Raw genomic sequence first — 16,106 nt, 5'->3', positions numbered from 1 at the left:
TTCATGAGCCGTCGCGCCGGCGCCCTCGACCTGCCGCTGCGCGAGGGCGTGGCCGCCAGCACGGTGGCCGTGCCGGCCGGCGCCTGGCCCACGGTGCTGGACTTTCTGGCCGAGCGCCTGCCGGCCCTGTCGCGCGCCGACTGGCACGCCCGCCTGGCCGGTGGCGAGGTGCTGGACGAGGCCGGCCAGCGCCTGGACCCGCACGCGCCCTGCCCGCACGGCCGGCGCCTGCACTACTGGCGCTGGCACGCGCAGGAGCCGGCGCTGCCCTGGCACGAAACCATCGTGTTCCAGGACGAGTGGCTGGTGGTGGCCGACAAGCCGCACTTCATGCCCGTCACGCCCAGCGGCCGCTTTGCGCGCCAGAGCCTGCTGGCCCGGCTGCGCCAGCGCCTGGGCCTGCCGCGGCTGAGCCCCGTGCACCGCATCGACCGCGACACCGCCGGCCTGGTGCTGCTGGCCGTGCAGCCGCACACCCGCGACGCCTACCAGGCGCTGTTTCGTGCCCGCGCCGTGCACAAGCACTACGAGGCGGTGGCGGCGCACCGGCCCGACCTGGCCTTGCCGCGCCGGCACGCCAGCCGGCTCGAGCCCGACCCCGAGCGCTTTTTCATCGGCCGCGAAGTGCCCGGCGAGCCCAACAGCGTCAGCGAGCTGGCCTGCGCCCAGGTGCTGGGCCGCCACGCCCTGTACCACCTGCGGTCCATCACCGGCCAGCGCCACCAGCTGCGCCTGCACATGGCCGCGCTGGGCCGCCCCATCCTGGGCGACGCCTTCTACCCCGAGGTGCGCCACGCCGCCGGCGTGGACGACTGGCAGCGGCCGCTGCAGCTGCTGGCGCGCGCCCTGGCCTTCACCGACCCCGTCACGGGGCAGGCGCGCGCGTTCCAGTCCAGCCTGCAACTGGCCGCCGCGCAGGGCCGCTGGCCGCTGGCGGGCGGATGATCAGGCCTCGCCCAATGGACTGAGTTCGGTCAGGGGCAAGCCCTGCAGCGGGGCAAAGTCGCTGTCGATGCGCTGGCGCCGGCGCACGCTCAGGTGCTGGCGCAGCTGCGCCACCCGGTCGGCCTGCCGCGGCGGAGGCGCCGCCTCGGGGTTGGCGCGGCGCAGCATCGACGCCACGCGGCGCGAGCTGACGTGCCCCACCGGCTGCTCCCCCACGCGGGCCTGGTCCTGGCCGTCCACGACGTGCAGGCGCAGCAACCCGCGCTCACCCAACTCGCCCAGCTCGAACAGCTTGCGCTGGAAGTAGGCCTGCAGCTGCGGCCGCTCGGCCGGTGGCACGGATTGCGGCGTCTCGATGTGCAGCAGCACGCCTTCGTGCCCCCATTCGTCGCGCGTCAGCACGCAGTCGCACCGGCCCGCCAGGCCCACGTGCCGCATCACCAGCCGGGCGGCCCCGCGCAGCCGCCGCAGGCGCATCCCGCGCGTGGACACGGGCCAACGGGCCCTTTGGATAAACTGCATCAGCATAGGCACTCCGCCCCACATCACTTGCCGGCTCTCCGGAATAACTTGTGGAACAGGTGACCATGCAGTATCCTCCTGAGTCGGATTTTCGTGTGGAAAGGAAACCAAGTGAAACTGCATCCTAAGACCGCCGCCCTTGTGGACCGGTTCGCCGCAGCTCTGAAGGAAAAACTCGCCGCCGCAGAGGAGAAGTACGGCTACTCCGACGGGTGGGCGACTGACGACTGGATGGGCGAGTGTCGCAAGGAACTGCGGAAGCACGTTGCAAAAGGGGACCCACTGGATGTGGCGGCCTACTGCGCATTCCTGTGGCATCACGGCGAGGCGACCACCGGCCCATGTCCGCACGCAGACTACTGCAACGAGACGGGCTCCTGCGCGAACGGATGCGATGACCGGATGCCTCGGCTGACGGACCAAGATGTGGCCGACTGCTTGGGTCGGTCGTTCGATGCGGCGGGGAATATCCTGCCCAGCACCTTCGCACGCGAGGTTCTCCGGGCGGCTCAAGTCTTGGTCCGAGAGAAGTGAATTGACTGCCTTTTTCTTCATCTGCGCAGCCCTGTACTGCGCGTGGTTCATCCTGAGGTTCCTGCTATGAACGAGAATTACGAGGGCGCGCTGGCCAAGATTGACGCTGCAAGGAAACTGGCCCGGCAGACGATGGCGAAGCATGGCAAAGAGGAGGTGTGCGACCCGCCAATGGGCATCGACACGCCCCAGAGGCCGGCGCTGCCGGCTTGGCAGGACGTGTTGGGCGCTGCCGAGCAGCTCGTCCGGCAGAAGCCCGCCTTCCCCAAGTACATCAAGGGCACGGTCTTGGAGAACGATGTGCCGGTGTGGATTGCCACCTTCACCCAGCAAATGCTGGTGCGCGAGCTGTCTCGCATCCGGGCTGTCATCGCTTCCGACCGCTGTGACGGTGATACCGACTACGCAGCGGGAGCCAACGCCGCCCGAGCCAAGTACCTCGCCGCCATTGACAAGCGGTGACCCCATCCACACGACAATCCGGGGATGACGGACATCCTCGACCTGAAGGGCTGGACGGTGCTGGGTCGCACCGAGGAGGACGGGGCGGACGTGCTGGAGGCGGAGTACCCGCTGCCCATGCCTACCGCCTGCCCAAAGTGCGGCACCCTCGACTGCATCTACCGGCACGGCACCAAAGCTACTACTTACGTCGACATTCCGATGCGCGGGAAGCCGGCCAAGCTGCGGGCGAAGGTCCAGCGATACCGGTGCACCTCCTGCAAGGAGACCTTCCTGCAGCCGCTGGGCGGCATCTTGGAGGGCCGGCGCATGACGGAGCGCTGCGCCACCTACATCAAGGCCCACAGCCTGCGGGACACCTTCACCCGCATCGCGGAGAACGTGGGGTGCGACGACAAGACGGTCCGGACGCTGGGGGCGGAGTACATGGCCGAACTGGAGGCCAGCCACCGGCCGGAGATGCCAGACTGGCTGGGCATCGACGAGACCCAAATCGACGGGAAGATGCGCTGCGTCCTGACGGACATCGGGGAGCGCCGCATCCTCGACATGCTGCCGGACCGGGACAAGGCGACCTTGGCGGGGTGGCTGCACCGGTTCAAGGACCGGCACTGGGTCAAGGGCGTGGCCATCGACATGTGGCGGCCGTACCGGGACGTGTCGCACCAGATGTTCCCTGGCCGACCGGTGGTCATCGACAAGTTCCACGTCGTCCGCATGGCGAACTACTGCATGGAGCGGGTCCGCATCCGGCTCCAGAAGCAGCGCAAGGCTGGCGAGCGGCGCCTGTGGCTCCAGTCCAAGGCGATGCTGAACATGCGGTACGCCAAGCTGGCCGAGAAGGGCCGGTTCAATCTGGACATGTGGCTGGCCAACGAGCCCGAGCTGGCCGCCGCCTACGGGCTGAAAGAGGCGTTCTACAACATCTACGACCTGCCCAAGGCGCAGGCCGTGGCGGCCTTCGACGCCTTCCCGGGGACCATCCCAGCCAGCCTGAAGGCGGACTTCAAGACTCTCACGACCGCCATGAAGAACTGGCGGACGGAGATTCTGGCGTACTTCGACCACCCCATCACCAACGCCTACACCGAGGCGCTGAACGGGGTCGCCAAGACCATCAACCGGCAGGGCCGGGGGTACACCTTCGAGGTGCTGCGCGCCCGTCTCCTGTACGGCAAGGGGCCGCTGGAGCCGTGGCGGCTGGCGACCGTCTACCCTGCCAACCCCACCCAGTTGCAGCTCCTGAAGCGGGAACAGGGCAACCGGTGCCAGAGCTGCGGCTGCGAGCTGGGACGGACCAAGGACGACAAGGCGAACGTGGTCGTTCTGGTGCGCGGCAACACCCGCCGGCAGCAGCTCATTTGCGGGCTGTGCAACGTCGGTTTCCACACGGAGGCACTCAATCACCGGAAGCCTCCTTCAACACAGAAATCCGGATAGCCCACTTGCCGTTACATCAAATTTGAATCCGATTGGAATTGTGTGACATTTTCTCGCTTTTCGTCATTTTAATGAGGCCTTTTTAGGTATGTTTTCCGGTTCCCCCTCCAGCCTGATCGCCGACGACATCAAGGTCTTCGATCGCGGCTGGCTGTCGTCCACCAACGTCCTGTGCCTGGGCGAGGAGCCCGCCCTGATCGACACCGGCCACGTCAAGCACGCCAAGCAGACCGTTGCCCTGGTGCAACAGGCCCTGGGCGACCAGCCCCTGGCGCGCATCGCCCACACCCACCTGCACAGCGACCACTGCGGCGGCACCGGCGCACTGCAGGCCGCCTGGCCGCAGGCGCGCACCGGGGTGCCGCAGGTGTCGCTGGAGGCCGTGCAGCACTGGGACGAGCGCGCCCTCAGCTTCGGCGCCACCGGCCAGCGCTGCGCGCGCTTCGGCGCCCAGCACGGCCTGCGCCCCGGCGACACGGTGCGCCTGGGCCGCCGCGACTGGCAGATCCACGCCGCCCCCGGCCACGACAACCTGGCGGTGCTGCTGTTCGAGCCCGCCGCGCGCATCCTGATCGCCGGCGACGCGCTGTGGGAGCACGGCGTGGGTGTGATCTTTCCGGTGTTCGACGGCGACGAGGGCTTCGAGCCCTTCGAGCGCACCCTGCACGCCGTCGAGGCCCTGCAGCCCGAGTGGGTGGTGCCCGGTCACGGCCGGCCCGTCGCCCGCGCCGACGGCGGCATCGAGCGCGCCCTCGGCCAGGCGCGCGCGCGGGCGCAGCAACTTCAGGCGCACCCGGCGCAGCACGCGCTGCATGCGGCCAAGGTGATGGTCAAGTACCAGCTGCTGGACGTCGAGGCCATGCCGCACGCCGCCTTCCTGGCCTGGGCCGACGCGACGCCCATCCTGCACCGCCTGCACCAGCAGCACGGCCCCGACCTGGCATGGGACGACTGGCTGCAGCACGCCGTGCTGGCGCCGCTGCTGGCGCGCGGCGTGCTGCGGCAGGACGCCACCCACCTGCGCAACGGCACCTAAGCAACTGCACCATGAACACCCTGCACATCGTCGCCCTGCTGGCCGTCATCCAGTTCTTTTATTTCGGCGCCAAGGTCGGCCGCGCGCGCGCCCGGTACGGCATCAAGGCGCCGGCCGTGACCGGCCACGAGATGTTCGAGCGCGCCTATCGCGTGCAGATGAACACGCTGGAGCAGCTGGTCGGCTTCCTGCCCGCCCTGCTGATCGCCGGCATCTACTGGCCGCAAGCCGTGGTCGCGCCCGTCGGCGTGCTGTACCTGCTCGGCCGCGCGCTGTACCGCCACCGCTACATGCAGGACCCCGCGCGGCGCGGCCCCGGCTTCATGCTCACCGTGCTGGCCACGGGCATCCTGCTGGTGGCGGGTCTGGTCGGCGCCGTGGTGCACTGAAGGTGTAAACGAACCCACCATGCCCGCTCATCCCGCCCCAACGCGCCCGGGAGGCAGCGCAAATGCTCGCCATAGCCCCCGCTATGACTGCGCTTTGCGCCTTGATCGGCCACGTTGGGGCGGTCTGCTCGGGCACGCCGGATTCATTCACACCTTCTGAGCCCGTCAGCGCTCGGCCAGCAAGGTGCCCAGCGCCGCCCCCAGCGCCAGGTCGGGCACGTGGCCGAAGCCGTGCTGGCGCACGCGCCCCTGGCGGTCGATCAGGATCAGCGTCGGCGTGCCGTGCATGCCGTAGGCGCGCATCGTGCGCGGCAGGCCGCCGTTGCCGTCGGGCTGATCGACGCCGATGGGAAAGCGCAGCCGGTTCTCGACGATGTAGGCCTGCAGCGACACCGGCCGCATCGCCTCGTGATGCTCGAACACGGTGTGCAGCCCGACCACCGTCAGGCCCTGGCCGCCGAACTGCTCGTGCACCTGCTGCGCCTGCGGCGTGGCCAGCCGCACGCAGGCCGGGCACAGCATCTGGAAGGCATGCAGCATCACCACCTGGCCGCGCAGGTCGGCCAGGCGCAGGGGCGCGTCGTGGTTGAACCACTGGGCCACCTCCCACTCGGGCGCGGGCGGCGCATGGGCCTGCGAGGATGAAGGTCGTGCCATGGTAGCCCGATTATCGGCAGGCCGGCGCCCGGCCGGGCCGCGCGGCGTGTCGCAACCCTGCGCGCGGTGATGCCTCGGCGCGCCGCGGCGCCCTGGACGATGCGCGTGGCTACCATCGCAAGCAGGAGACCCCACCATGACCCATGCCCCCACCCCGGTCCAGATCGCGGCCCGCCGCGCCGCGTTTCGCCAGTTGCACGCCAGCGGCTGCTTCGCCCTGCCCAACCCCTGGGACGTGGGCTCGGCGCGCTACCTGGCGCAGCGCGGCTTCAAGGCGCTGGCCAGCACCAGCTCGGGCGCCGCCTGGTCGCAAGGCTGCGCCGACGGCCAGATGACGCTGGAGGCCGTGCTGCAGCACCTGCGCGAGCTGGTGGCGGCCACCGAGCTGCCCGTCAACGCCGACTTCGAAAGGGGTTTTGCCGACGACCCGGAGGGCGTGGCGCGCCACGTGCGCCTGGCCATCGACACCGGCGTGGCCGGCCTGTCGATCGAGGATTCGACCGGCGACACGGCCCGCCCCCTGTTCGACCTGCCCACCGCCGTGGCCCGCCTGCGCGCGGCGCGCGCGGCCATCGACGCCTCGGGCCAGGACGTGCTGCTGATCGGCCGCGCCGAGAACTTCTTTGCCGGCCAGCCCGACTTGGACGACGCCATCCGCCGCCTGCGGGCGTACGCGGAGGCCGGCGCCGACTGCCTGTACGCGCCGGGTCTGGCCACCCGCGAGCAGATCGCCGCCGTGGTCCAGGCCGTGGCGCCCAAGCCCGTCAACGTGCTGTACAGCACCCCCGGTGGGTTGACGCTGGACGAGCTGGCCGCGCTGGGCGTGCGCCGCGTGAGCGTGGGGGGCGGCCTGGCGCGGGCCGCCTGGGGCGGCTTTCAGCGCGCGGCCGATGCCCTGGCTCAGGGGCGCTTCGACGGGTTTGCGGGCGCCGCGCCAGGGCGTGAGCTCAACCAGTTGCTGGGCGCTTGAAACACAAAACGTCGCCGGAGGGACTTGACCCAGCACAAAACCACATCGGCCGCAATGCGCGAACCTGAGCGGCCCCCGAGATGCCGTCATGACTTCAACCCCACCCCCCGACTGGGACCCCCAGGCCCCCGATGTGCTGGCCGACCCACGCGCGGCCTACGACGCGCTGCGCGAGCGCTGCCCGGTGGCCTTCGGTCCCGCCGGCCAGGCCACGGTGACGCGCCACGCCGACGTGCTGCGCGTGCTGCTGGACCCTGCCACCTTCAGCAGCGCGGTGTCGGCGCACCCCGCCGTGCCCAATGGCTACGACGCGCCGCGGCACACGGCCTACCGCCGGGCGCTCGACCCGTTCTTCGCGCCGGAGCGCACCCGGCATTTCTCGCCGGTGTGCCGCAGGCTGGCGGTGCGCACCGTGCAAGAAGCGCTGTCGCTGGGCAGCATCGAAGCCGGCAACGAGTTCGCCCTGCCCTTTGCCGTGCGCGTGCAGTCCGCCTTCCTGGGCTGGCCGGCGCTGATCCAGGACGAGCTGATCGACTGGCTGCACCGCAGCCACGCGGCCACGCGCTCGGGCGACCGCGCGCTGACGGCGCAGGTGGCGCAGGAGTTCGAGGCCTTCGTCGAGCGCGTGCGCGACGCCCGCCTGGGCGCTGCGCCCACGCAGGACATCAGCACCGAGCTGATGCACACCCAGGTCGATGGCCGGCCGCTGAACCTGCGCGAGCTGGCCAGCGTGCTGCGCAACTGGACGGTGGGCGAAGTCGGCACCATCGCTGCCTCGGTCGGCATCCTGCTGCACTGGCTGGCCACCGAGCCCGACTGGCAGCAGCGCCTGCGCGCCGAACCGGCGCTGCTGCCGGCCGCCATCGACGAGGTGCTGCGCCGCGACGGACCGCTGCCGGCCAACCGGCGCATCACCACCCGCGCGGTGGAGCTGGGCGGGCGCAGCCTGCCGGCGGGCACGCGGCTGTCGCTGAGCTGGATCGCGGCCAACCGCGACCCGCGGGCCCTGGCCGAGCCCGACCGCCTGCACCTGGACCGCGATCCGGCCCTCAACCTGCTGTATGGCGCGGGCATCCACGTGTGCCCCGGCGCGCCTCTGGCCCGGCTGGAGCTGCGCCTGCTGATGGAAGAGCTGCTGATCCGCACCCAGTCGATCGCGCTGGCCGCCGGCCACGCGCCCACGCGCGCCGCGCCGCCGGACGCCGGCTACGCCAGCCTGCGCATCCGGCTGCGCTGACCTCCCCGGCAAGCGTCAGATCAGATCACCGCCCAAGGCCCGCAGCCGCTCGGCAATGTGGTCGCGGTCGGGGGCTTGGCCGGCCTGCCGCAGATACACCGCCAGGTCGACGCGCGCGCGCTGCAGCTCGCCCAGCTCGGCCAGGGCCAGGCCGCGCTCGCGGTACTCGTCCCAGGCGCGCGGCAGCAGGGTGATCAGGCGGTCCTGTACCGCCACCGCCCGCTGCCAGTCCTGCGCGCCGTGATGGATGTGCTTGAGGTTGCCCAGCATGCGCGCCAGGATCTGGCGTGGCGTGGCGCCTTCCAGAAACAGGGTGAGCGGCAGCTCCTGGGCAAAGCCGGGGCCGCTGGCCGGGCGGGTCCATTCGTCCAGCCGCTCGCGCAGCTCGGCCTGGCTCAGCGACTGCCCGGTGAAGGGGTCGATCACCACGCGCCCCTCGTCCAGGTGGGCCTGCACCAGGAAGTGGCCCGGAAAGCTGACGCCCTCCACCGTCAGATCGAGGCTGCGCGCCAGCTCCAGCCACAGCACGGCCAGCGAGATCGGGATGCCGCGGCGGGTGTGCAGCACCCGGTGCAGGTAGCTGTTCTCGACCGCGTAGTAGTCGTTGGCGTTGCCCGCGAAACCCAGCTCGCCGAAAAAGAACTGCCCCAGCGCGCCCAGCCGGTCGAGCACCGGCGCCTGCCGGTCCACCCGCCGCTGCAGGCGCGCCGCCAGCTGGTCGACGTCGGCCAGCACCTGCTGCACGTCCAGCTCGGGCCAATCGTCCTGCGCCAGGCTGGCCGCGGCCTCCAGCAGCGGCAGGTCGTCGTCGCTCTGCACCAGGACGGCAAAGTACTGGAGAGGCGTCGGTGTGGCCCAGTCGTGTTGCATGCGTGCCCCGTGGGCTGCTTGCGCAGCGTGGTCCCCTCGACTGTATAACCTCAGCGCCGAAGCAGCGTGCGCAGGCGCAGACCGCTGAGCACCAAAGTGCCGAAGTAGATCAGCGCCGCGCCCAGGCCCACCAGGCCCAGCAGGCCCACGCGCGGCCACGGCGGCATGGCCAGCCAGTCGAAGTGGCGCGCCGCCCACAGCAGGAACGCCGTGAGCACCACCGTGGCCAACGCCACCTGCATGCCGAAGCGCCCCCAGCCCGGCGCCGGCCGGAAGTGGCCGCGTCGCACCAGGCCGTGCAGCAGCCAGGCGGCATTGATCAGCGCCCCCAGGCCGATCGACAGCGTGAGCGCCGCGTGCTGCAGAAAAGGCACGAACAGGACGTTGAACACCTGGGTGATGACCAGCACCGCCACGGCGATCTTCACCGGGGTGCGGATGTCCAGGCTGGCGTAGTAGCCCGGCGCCAGCACCTTCACCGCCACCAGGCCCAGCAGGCCCACGCCGTACAAGGTCAGGGCAAAGGCGGTGCGCTCCACGTCGTGGCCCGAGAAGCGCCCGTGATGAAACAGCGTGGCGATCAGCGGCGTGGCAAAACTGAGCAGCGCCGCGGCGCAGGGCACGGTCAGCAGCACCACCAGCCGCAGGCCCCAGTCCAGCATCTGCGAATAGCGCGCGTCGTCGCCACGGGCGCGCGCCGCCGCCAGCTGCGGCGTCAGCACCACGCCCAGCGCCACCCCCAGCAGCGCGGTCGGAAACTCCATCAGCCGGTCGGCGTAGAACAGCCAGGTCACGCTGCCCACCGCCAGGTGCGAGGCGATCTGCGTGTTGATCAGCAGGGACAGCTGCGCCACGCCCACGCCCAGCAGCGCCGGCAGCATCAGCGTCAGCACCTGACGCACCCCCGCGTCGCGCCAGGCCGCCCGCACGCGGGCCGGCCACAGGCCGATGCGCGGCAGCAGGCCCAGGCGCGCCAGCGCCGGCACCTGCACGGCCAGTTGCAGCAGGCCGCCGGCCAGCACGCCGCCGGCCATGGCGTAGATCGGCTCCACGCCCCGGCGCGCCAGCCACGGCGCGCCCAGCCAGGCCGCCAGGATCATGGCCAGGTTCAAGAGCACCGGGGTGGCGGCGGGCACGGCAAAGTGCCGCCACGTGTTCAGGATGCCGGCCGACAAGGCCACCAGCGACATGCAGCCGATGTAGGGAAACATCCAGCGCGTCATCAGCACGCCGGCGTCGAAGCTGGGGCCGTCCAGCCCGCTGGCCAGGGCCCACACCAGCACCGGCGCCGCGACGATGCCCACCACGGTCACGGCCACCAGCACCCAGGCCAGCACGGTCGCCACCGCGTCGATCAGCTGGCGCGTGGCCGCGTCGCCCGCGCTGGCCCGGCCGCGCGCCAGCACCGGCACGAAGGCCTGGCTGAAGGCGCCCTCGGCAAACAGGCGGCGCAGCAGGTTGGGGATGCGAAAGGCGACGTTGAAGGCGTCCGTCAAGCCGTTGACGCCGAACACCGAGGCCATCAGCAGATCGCGCACCAGGCCCGTGATGCGCGAGGCCAGGGTGAGCAGGGAAACGGTGGAAGCGGCTTTGAACAGGCTCACAAGGGGCTCTCAGCAGGGCCCTGAAGTGTAGCCGCCGTCCGCCCGAGTCCACGAAAGAGTAGAATGCGCGGTTTGCCGACAACATCCTCAAACCCAAAGGACTACTCACATGGCTGCTGGAAAGCCCAAGAAAAAGAACCCGCGCCTGGCGTCGGGCCGCAAACGCGCGCGCCAGAACGTCGCGCTCAACGCCGCGAACACCTCGCTGCGCTCCAAATACCGCACCTCGGTCAAGAACGTCGAGAAGGCCGTGCTGGCCGGCGACAAGGACAAGGCCACCGCCGCCTTCGCGCTGATGCAATCGGTGGTGGACGCCATCGCCGACAAGGGCATCTTCCACAAGAACAAGGCCGCGCGCGACAAGAGCCGCCTGTCCACCAAGGTCAAGGCGCTGGCCGCGGCCTAAAGCCCAAGCCCCAACCCCGCCCGGGGCGGCTCCACCGCGATCCGCCCTGCCGTTTGAATCGGGTGCGCTGTCGGCAAAACAGCATCAAAAAAACCGCCTTCGGGCGGTTTTTTCATGGGCGCATGGATCCGCCGTTGATGCAACTCAAGTGCAGGCCATCGAGGGCCGAAGCACGTCGGGTTGGCCAAGATAATCGAGCGATGCTCCAACGCATGCGCCAGCACCCAAGCCTGCGCGCCGTGGTTTTCACGGCGTTCGTGCTGGCGTGGCTGGTGGCCTTGGCCGCAGGCATCCAGGCGCGCACGGCGCTGGCGCAGCTCGAGCCGCCCGGCCTGTGCACCACCGCGCAAGGCGGGTCTGCGCCATATGACCCCACCCCCGCCGGGCAAGCGCAGCACCACAGCCTGGACTGCCTGCTGTGCGTCGCGCTGGCCACGCCGCCCGCCATCCGGCTGGCGGCGTGGCGCTCGCCCGTGCCGGTGGCCCACCGGGGCCGCCACCGCCTGGCCTCGATCGTGCTGGCCTGGCAAGCGCAGGCCCCATTGCCCGCACGCGGGCCACCCGCTCCCCTCCACGCCTGACGGCTTGCCTCTTGCGCCCGGCCCCTGCGGCCCGGCGCCATTTCCCTTTTTGTCTGTCCGAACGCGGCCGTGCTGCCTGAGCGCACGGTTTGCGCTCGGGCGTGGATGGCTTTCATGACTGCAACCCTCATTCCCGCGGGCACGTGCGCTCGCCCCCGACTCACCCCTTGCGCGCTGGCCTGCGCGCTGCTGCTGGCCGGGCCGGCCATGGCCGCCCAGGACGATGCCGCGGTCGACAATGCGCTGTCCGAGGTGGTCGTCACCGCCGTGCACGACCATTCGCCCGCCCACGTCGTGGCCGACCCCAAGCAGCCGCGCCAGCCGGTGCCGGCCAGCGACGCGGCGGACTACCTCAAGACCATCCCGGGCTTCTCGGCCATCCGCAGCGGCGGCTCCAACAGCGACCCGGTGTTTCGCGGCCAGTTCGGCTCGCGCCTGCCGCTGCTGACCAACGGCACGCTGCTGCTGGGCGCCTGCCCCGGGCGCATGGACGCGCCCAGCTCCTACATTTCGCCCGAGACCTTCGACACCCTCACCGTGATCAAGGGGCCCCAGAGCGTGCTGTGGGGGCCCGGCGCCTCGGCCGGGGTGGTGCTGTTCGACCGCGAGCGGCCCGACTTCAGCACCGGCAATGTGCATTTGCGCGCCAGCCTGCTGGGCGCCAGCGCCGGCCGCAACGACCAGAACGCCGACCTGGAAGCCGGCAGCGAGCGGATGTACGTACGCGTCACGGCCAACCATTCGCACAGCCAGGATTACAAAGACGGCCAAGGCCGGCGCGTACCTTCGGCCTGGGACAAATGGAACGCCGACGCGGCCGTGGGCCTGACGCCCGACGCCGACACGCGGCTGGAGCTGAGCGCCGGCGCGGGCGACGGCTGGGCCCGCTACGGCGGCCGGGGCATGGACGGCACGCAGTTCCGGCGCGACAGCCTGGGCCTGCGCTTCGAGAAGGAGCACCTCACGCCCTGGCTCGCCAAGATCGATGCGCAGCTGTACCGCAACCAGGCCGACCACGTGATGGACAACTTCACCCTGCGCACGCCGCCCGCCACCGGCATGATGGCCGGCGGCATGGCCAGCAACGTCCAGCGCACCACCACCGGGGGGCGCCTGGCCGCCACCGTGGTGCCGGGCGATGGCGTGTCGCTGGTCACGGGCGTGGACTTTTCGCGCAGCCCGCACGAGGCGCGCCGCGGCACACCCGCGATGCCCTACGCCGATCAGCCCTGGAAGGGCGACGCCAAGTTCGCCAACCTGGGCGTGTTTGCCGAGGCCAGCTGGCAAGCCCAGCCCGGCACGCGCTGGGTGGGCGGGCTGCGGCTGGACCGCGCCCAGGCCTGGCGCTATCCCGCCAGCAACCCGGGCATGGGCGGCATGGGCGGCGCAGGCATGGGCATGCCCGCCTCGGCGGACGACAACCACCGCGCGCGCTCGGCGCTGCCCAGCGGCTTCGTGCGCTGGGAGCGCACCCTGCAACCAGGCACCACGGCCTACGTGGGCCTGGGCCACGTGCAACGCTTTCCGGACTACTGGGAGCTGATCTCCCCCGGCAACAGCGCGGCGGCCAGCGGCAATGCCTTTGCCACGCTGCGGCCGGAGAAAACCACGCAGCTCGACGCGGGGATCAACTGGAAGGGGCAGGACTGGCAGCTCTGGGGCTCGGGCTACGTGGGCCGGGTGCAGGACTACATCCTGTTCGACTACCCCGGCATGGGCTCCAGCGTGCGCAACGTGAACGCGCAGACCGCCGGTTTCGAGCTGGGCGGCAGCCGGCGCCTGAACGCCGCCTGGACGGCACAAGGCACGCTGGCCTACAACTGGGGCCGCAACAGCACCGACCAACGCCCGCTGCCGCAGATGCCGCCGCTGGAAGCCCGGCTGGGCCTGAACTATGCGCAAGGCCCCTGGAGCGCCGGCGTGCTGTGGCGCGTGGCGGCCGCGCAGCGCCGCTATGCCCTGAATCAGGGCAACGTCGTGGGGCGCGACCTGGGCCCCAGCGCGGGCTTCGGCGTGTTCTCGCTGCACGCCGACTACCGCGTGAACCAGCGCCTGAAGCTGTCCCTGGGCATCGACAACCTGTTCGACAAGACCTATGCCGAGCACCTGAACCTGGCGGGCAACGCGGGCTTCGGCTATCCGGGCGGCGTGCGCGTCAACGAGCCGGGGCGCACGCTGTGGCTGCGGGCGGATGTGACGTTCTGATCCGCCTCGGGCGCCGCGGCCGAGGCCTGGTACAGCGCGGCGCTGTCGGCCAGCCGCTGCGCCTGGGCGGCGATCAGGCCGAGCTGAGCCTGCCGCGCCTGCTGCCGGGCCAGCAGCACCTGCACGTAAGCGGCGGTGCCCAGCGCATGCTGGCGCTCCACCGACTGCAGGGTGGCGCGCGCCGCGGCATCGGCCGCCGCCAGCGCCGCCAGGGCCTGCGCGTCGTGGTCGAGCGCGCGCAGGGTGTCGGCCACCTCGCGCAGCGCCCCCAGCACCACGCCCTGGTAGTTGGCCGCGGCGGCATCCAGCGCCGCCAGATAGGCGCGCTGCTCCGCCGGCAGGCCGGGGTTGAACAAGGGCTGGGTCAGCTGGCCCAGCACGGCCCACGCTGCGGAGGCTCCGCCAAACAAGGCGCCCGCGGTCAGCGCCTGGCTGCCCAGGCTGGCGCTCAGTTCGATCTGCGGATAGAGCTTGGCCACCGCCACCCCGTGGTCGGCGGTGGCGGCGTGCAGCAAGGCCTCGGCCGCCCGGATGTCGGGGCGGGCCCGCACCAGCTCGGACGGCAGCGCCACCGGCAGCACGGCGGGCAGGCTGAACTCGGCCAGCGTGAATTCCGGCACCCGCGCCGCGCCCGGCGCCTGCCCGGCCAGCACGGCCAGCCGGTGATCGCTTTGATCGAGCTGCTGGCGCAGCGAGGCCAGGCCGGCGCGCGTCTGCTCGGTCTGCGCCTGCAAAGCCAGCAACTCGTCGGGCGCCGCCGCGCCCAGGCGCACGCGCTCGCCGGTCAGGCCCTGCTGCTCCTGCTGCGCGCCCAGCAGCGCCTCGGTGGCCGCGATCTGCCCGGCCAGCCGGGCGCGCCCGATGGCGCTGGCGGCCAGGCTGCCGGCCAGCGTCAAGCGGGCGCCGTCCAGCTGGTGGCGGCGCTGGTCGGTGCGGGCGGCCAGCGCCTCCAGCGCGCGCCGGTTGCCGCCCGACACATCGAGCCGATAGCGCACGCCGAGGCCGGCGCTGTACAGGTTGAACTCGCGCGCGTCGCCGGCCTGCCCCTGCGCGCTCGGGTTCAGGCGCTGGCGCTGCGCGCCGAGGGTGCCGCTGACCTGCGGGTACAGCGTGGCGCCGGCCTGCGCGGCGTAGGTTTCGTCGGCCTGCCGCAAAGTGGCCTCGGCCGCGGCCAGCGTGGGGCTGGCGGCAAAGGCCTGCTCGATCCAGGCGTCCAGCCGCTGCGAGCCCAGCTGGCGCCACCAGCGCGCATCCACCGGCGCGCCCACCGCAAAGCCCTGGGCGGCGCCCAGGGCGGTATCGGCCGACGCCGTCTGCGCCGGCAGTGGCGCCGCCGTGTAGCTGGAGACAGTGGGCGCTGGCGGGCGCTGGAAGTCGGAGCCGGCAGCGCAGCCGGCCAGCAGGCCCAGGGCCGCCAGCGTCGGCCATGCGAACGCCGTGCGCTGGGATGCGCCGGCGCCCTCACCCCCACCCTCTCCCGGAGGGAGAGGGAGAAAATCGGTGCATCGGGAGCCTCGTTTCATTTCAAACTCCTTGATCAATCGATCGCCCGCCCCTCGCCCGCCTCTTCGTGCGTCACGCCATCGCGGATGTGATAGATGCGCTTGAAGGTGGGGATGATTTTTTCGTCGTGCGTCACGACGATGATGGCGGTCTCGTACTTGCGCGCCATGTCGTTCAGGATGCGCACCACCGCCATGGCGCGCTGCGAGTCGAGCGGCGCGGTGGGCTCGTCGGCCAGGATCACCGGCGGGCGGTTGACCAGGCCACGCGCGATCGCCACGCGCTGCTGCTCGCCGCCCGACAGCTGCGCCGGCATGGCCTGGGCGCGGTGCTGCACGTCCAGCGCCGTGAGCAGCTCCAGCGCGCGCCGGCGCGCCTCGTCGTTGGGCACGCCGGCCAGCATCGGCAGCAGCGCCACGTTGTCGGTGACGTCCAGAAACGGGATCAGGTACGGCGCCTGGAACACGAAGCCGATCTTGTCGCGCCGCAGCGCGCGCAGGTCGCGCACTTTCCAGCCGTCGTCGTAGATCACCTCGTCGCCCAGCACCATGCGGCCGGCCGTCGGGTCGATCACCGCGCCCAGGCATTTCAGCAGCGTGCTCTTGCCCGAGCCGGAGGGCCCGATCAGGCCCACCACCTCGCCCGGCGCGACCTGCATGTTGACGTTGCGCAGCGCCAGCACGGCCGTGTCCCCGCTGCCGTAGCGCTTGGACAGCCCCTCGATGCGAATGCCCTTGCCGCCCAT

Annotated in this window: 17 protein-coding genes; 11 read left to right on the top strand and 6 right to left on the bottom strand. The window is 71.3% G+C overall.

Translation table 11 applies throughout. The features are described 5' to 3' along the window. Positions 1-3: 3 nt before the first annotated feature. Positions 4-945, top strand: a complete 942-nt coding sequence (locus H6927_09175; GenBank protein ID MCP5218268.1) for a pseudouridine synthase — start codon at positions 4-6, stop codon at positions 943-945. Here the strand turns inward: H6927_09175 and H6927_09170 are convergent, their stop codons facing one another. After that, positions 946-1,437 carry a hypothetical protein gene (locus H6927_09170; protein ID MCP5218267.1) on the bottom strand — a complete coding sequence of 164 codons (492 nt, stop codon included), beginning with the start codon at positions 1,435-1,437 and terminating at the stop codon, positions 946-948. A 141-nt stretch (positions 1,438-1,578) separates the two neighbouring features. Between H6927_09170 and H6927_09165 the strand changes: the two genes are divergently transcribed. The 5 genes from H6927_09165 to H6927_09145 all read left to right on the top strand — a co-directional run bounded on the left by H6927_09165 (position 1,579) and on the right by H6927_09145 (position 5,328). Continuing rightward, the gene (locus H6927_09165) at positions 1,579-2,001 is read left to right on the top strand and encodes a hypothetical protein (GenBank protein ID MCP5218266.1); all 423 of its coding nucleotides are present in this window, start codon (positions 1,579-1,581) and stop codon (positions 1,999-2,001) included. Between the two features lie 66 nt (positions 2,002-2,067). Beyond that, on the top strand, positions 2,068-2,463 hold the full coding sequence (locus H6927_09160; protein MCP5218265.1) for a hypothetical protein: 396 nt from the start codon (positions 2,068-2,070) through the stop codon (positions 2,461-2,463). Positions 2,464-2,487: 24 nt separating this feature from the next. After that, on the top strand, positions 2,488-3,903 hold the full coding sequence (locus H6927_09155) for an ISL3 family transposase (GenBank protein MCP5218264.1): 1,416 nt from the start codon (positions 2,488-2,490) through the stop codon (positions 3,901-3,903). Between the two features lie 88 nt (positions 3,904-3,991). Further along, positions 3,992-4,939 (top strand): MBL fold metallo-hydrolase, encoded by a 948-nt coding sequence (locus H6927_09150; GenBank protein ID MCP5218263.1) that lies wholly within the window; start codon positions 3,992-3,994, stop codon positions 4,937-4,939. Positions 4,940-4,950: 11 nt separating this feature from the next. Next, complete coding sequence (locus H6927_09145) at positions 4,951-5,328, top strand: MAPEG family protein (GenBank protein MCP5218262.1); 378 nt, start codon at positions 4,951-4,953, stop codon at positions 5,326-5,328. A 165-nt stretch (positions 5,329-5,493) separates the two neighbouring features. Here H6927_09145 and H6927_09140 read toward each other — a convergent pair whose 3' ends face one another. Then, the gene (locus H6927_09140) at positions 5,494-5,985 is read right to left on the bottom strand and encodes a redoxin domain-containing protein (GenBank protein MCP5218261.1); all 492 of its coding nucleotides are present in this window, start codon (positions 5,983-5,985) and stop codon (positions 5,494-5,496) included. Between the two features lie 136 nt (positions 5,986-6,121). On the opposite strand from H6927_09140, the gene H6927_09135 reads away from it, so the two are divergent. Together H6927_09135 and H6927_09130 are read left to right on the top strand one after the other, a co-directional pair. Then, on the top strand, positions 6,122-6,955 hold the full coding sequence (locus tag H6927_09135; GenBank protein ID MCP5218260.1) for an isocitrate lyase/phosphoenolpyruvate mutase family protein: 834 nt from the start codon (positions 6,122-6,124) through the stop codon (positions 6,953-6,955). 88 nt (positions 6,956-7,043) lie between these two features. Continuing rightward, a complete protein-coding gene (locus tag H6927_09130) occupies positions 7,044-8,192 on the top strand; it encodes a cytochrome P450 (GenBank protein MCP5218259.1) in 1,149 nt (382 codons plus the stop codon). 15 nt (positions 8,193-8,207) lie between these two features. Here H6927_09130 and H6927_09125 read toward each other — a convergent pair whose 3' ends face one another. Together H6927_09125 and murJ are read right to left on the bottom strand one after the other, a co-directional pair. Continuing rightward, complete coding sequence (locus H6927_09125) at positions 8,208-9,062, bottom strand: tetratricopeptide repeat protein (GenBank protein ID MCP5218258.1); 855 nt, start codon at positions 9,060-9,062, stop codon at positions 8,208-8,210. Positions 9,063-9,112: 50 nt separating this feature from the next. Then, positions 9,113-10,666 (bottom strand): murein biosynthesis integral membrane protein MurJ, encoded by a 1,554-nt coding sequence (gene murJ, locus H6927_09120; GenBank protein MCP5218257.1) that lies wholly within the window; start codon positions 10,664-10,666, stop codon positions 9,113-9,115. 109 nt (positions 10,667-10,775) lie between these two features. On the opposite strand from murJ, the gene rpsT reads away from it, so the two are divergent. The 3 genes from rpsT to H6927_09105 all read left to right on the top strand — a co-directional run bounded on the left by rpsT (position 10,776) and on the right by H6927_09105 (position 13,858). After that, complete coding sequence (gene rpsT / locus H6927_09115; protein MCP5218256.1) at positions 10,776-11,072, top strand: 30S ribosomal protein S20; 297 nt, start codon at positions 10,776-10,778, stop codon at positions 11,070-11,072. Positions 11,073-11,272: 200 nt separating this feature from the next. Continuing rightward, positions 11,273-11,653 carry a hypothetical protein gene (locus H6927_09110; GenBank protein MCP5218255.1) on the top strand — a complete coding sequence of 127 codons (381 nt, stop codon included), beginning with the start codon at positions 11,273-11,275 and terminating at the stop codon, positions 11,651-11,653. A 105-nt stretch (positions 11,654-11,758) separates the two neighbouring features. Beyond that, a complete protein-coding gene (locus H6927_09105; protein ID MCP5218254.1) occupies positions 11,759-13,858 on the top strand; it encodes a TonB-dependent copper receptor in 2,100 nt (699 codons plus the stop codon). Here H6927_09105 and H6927_09100 read toward each other — a convergent pair. Together H6927_09100 and H6927_09095 are read right to left on the bottom strand one after the other, a co-directional pair. Further along, on the bottom strand, positions 13,789-15,381 hold the full coding sequence (locus H6927_09100) for an efflux transporter outer membrane subunit (GenBank protein MCP5218253.1): 1,593 nt from the start codon (positions 15,379-15,381) through the stop codon (positions 13,789-13,791). The genes H6927_09105 and H6927_09100 overlap by 70 nt on opposite strands. 14 nt (positions 15,382-15,395) lie before the next feature. Then, positions 15,396-16,106, bottom strand: coding sequence for an ABC transporter ATP-binding protein (locus H6927_09095; GenBank protein ID MCP5218252.1), 711 nt, complete (start codon positions 16,104-16,106; stop codon positions 15,396-15,398).

Source organism: Burkholderiaceae bacterium, assembly GCA_024235995.1.
GTDB lineage: Bacteria > Pseudomonadota > Gammaproteobacteria > Burkholderiales > Burkholderiaceae_C > Ottowia.
The sequence above is the reverse complement of the archived record's forward strand: the minus strand, read 5'-3'. Positions and strand labels throughout refer to the sequence as shown.

Coding starts and splice junctions, on each gene's coding strand:
- H6927_09175 (MCP5218268.1), top strand. CDS start 4: ATGAGCCGTCGCGCCGGCGCCCTCGACCTGCCGCTGCGCGAGGGCGTG.
- H6927_09160 (MCP5218265.1), top strand. CDS start 2,068: ATGAACGAGAATTACGAGGGCGCGCTGGCCAAGATTGACGCTGCAAGG.
- H6927_09155 (MCP5218264.1), top strand. CDS start 2,488: ATGACGGACATCCTCGACCTGAAGGGCTGGACGGTGCTGGGTCGCACC.
- H6927_09150 (MCP5218263.1), top strand. CDS start 3,992: ATGTTTTCCGGTTCCCCCTCCAGCCTGATCGCCGACGACATCAAGGTC.
- H6927_09145 (MCP5218262.1), top strand. CDS start 4,951: ATGAACACCCTGCACATCGTCGCCCTGCTGGCCGTCATCCAGTTCTTT.
- H6927_09140 (MCP5218261.1), bottom strand. CDS start 5,985: ATGGCACGACCTTCATCCTCGCAGGCCCATGCGCCGCCCGCGCCCGAG.
- H6927_09135 (MCP5218260.1), top strand. CDS start 6,122: ATGACCCATGCCCCCACCCCGGTCCAGATCGCGGCCCGCCGCGCCGCG.
- H6927_09130 (MCP5218259.1), top strand. CDS start 7,044: ATGACTTCAACCCCACCCCCCGACTGGGACCCCCAGGCCCCCGATGTG.
- H6927_09125 (MCP5218258.1), bottom strand. CDS start 9,062: ATGCAACACGACTGGGCCACACCGACGCCTCTCCAGTACTTTGCCGTC.
- rpsT (MCP5218256.1), top strand. CDS start 10,776: ATGGCTGCTGGAAAGCCCAAGAAAAAGAACCCGCGCCTGGCGTCGGGC.
- H6927_09110 (MCP5218255.1), top strand. CDS start 11,273: ATGCTCCAACGCATGCGCCAGCACCCAAGCCTGCGCGCCGTGGTTTTC.
- H6927_09105 (MCP5218254.1), top strand. CDS start 11,759: ATGGCTTTCATGACTGCAACCCTCATTCCCGCGGGCACGTGCGCTCGC.
- H6927_09100 (MCP5218253.1), bottom strand. CDS start 15,381: ATGAAACGAGGCTCCCGATGCACCGATTTTCTCCCTCTCCCTCCGGGA.
- H6927_09095 (MCP5218252.1), bottom strand. CDS start 16,106: ATGGGCGGCAAGGGCATTCGCATCGAGGGGCTGTCCAAGCGCTACGGC.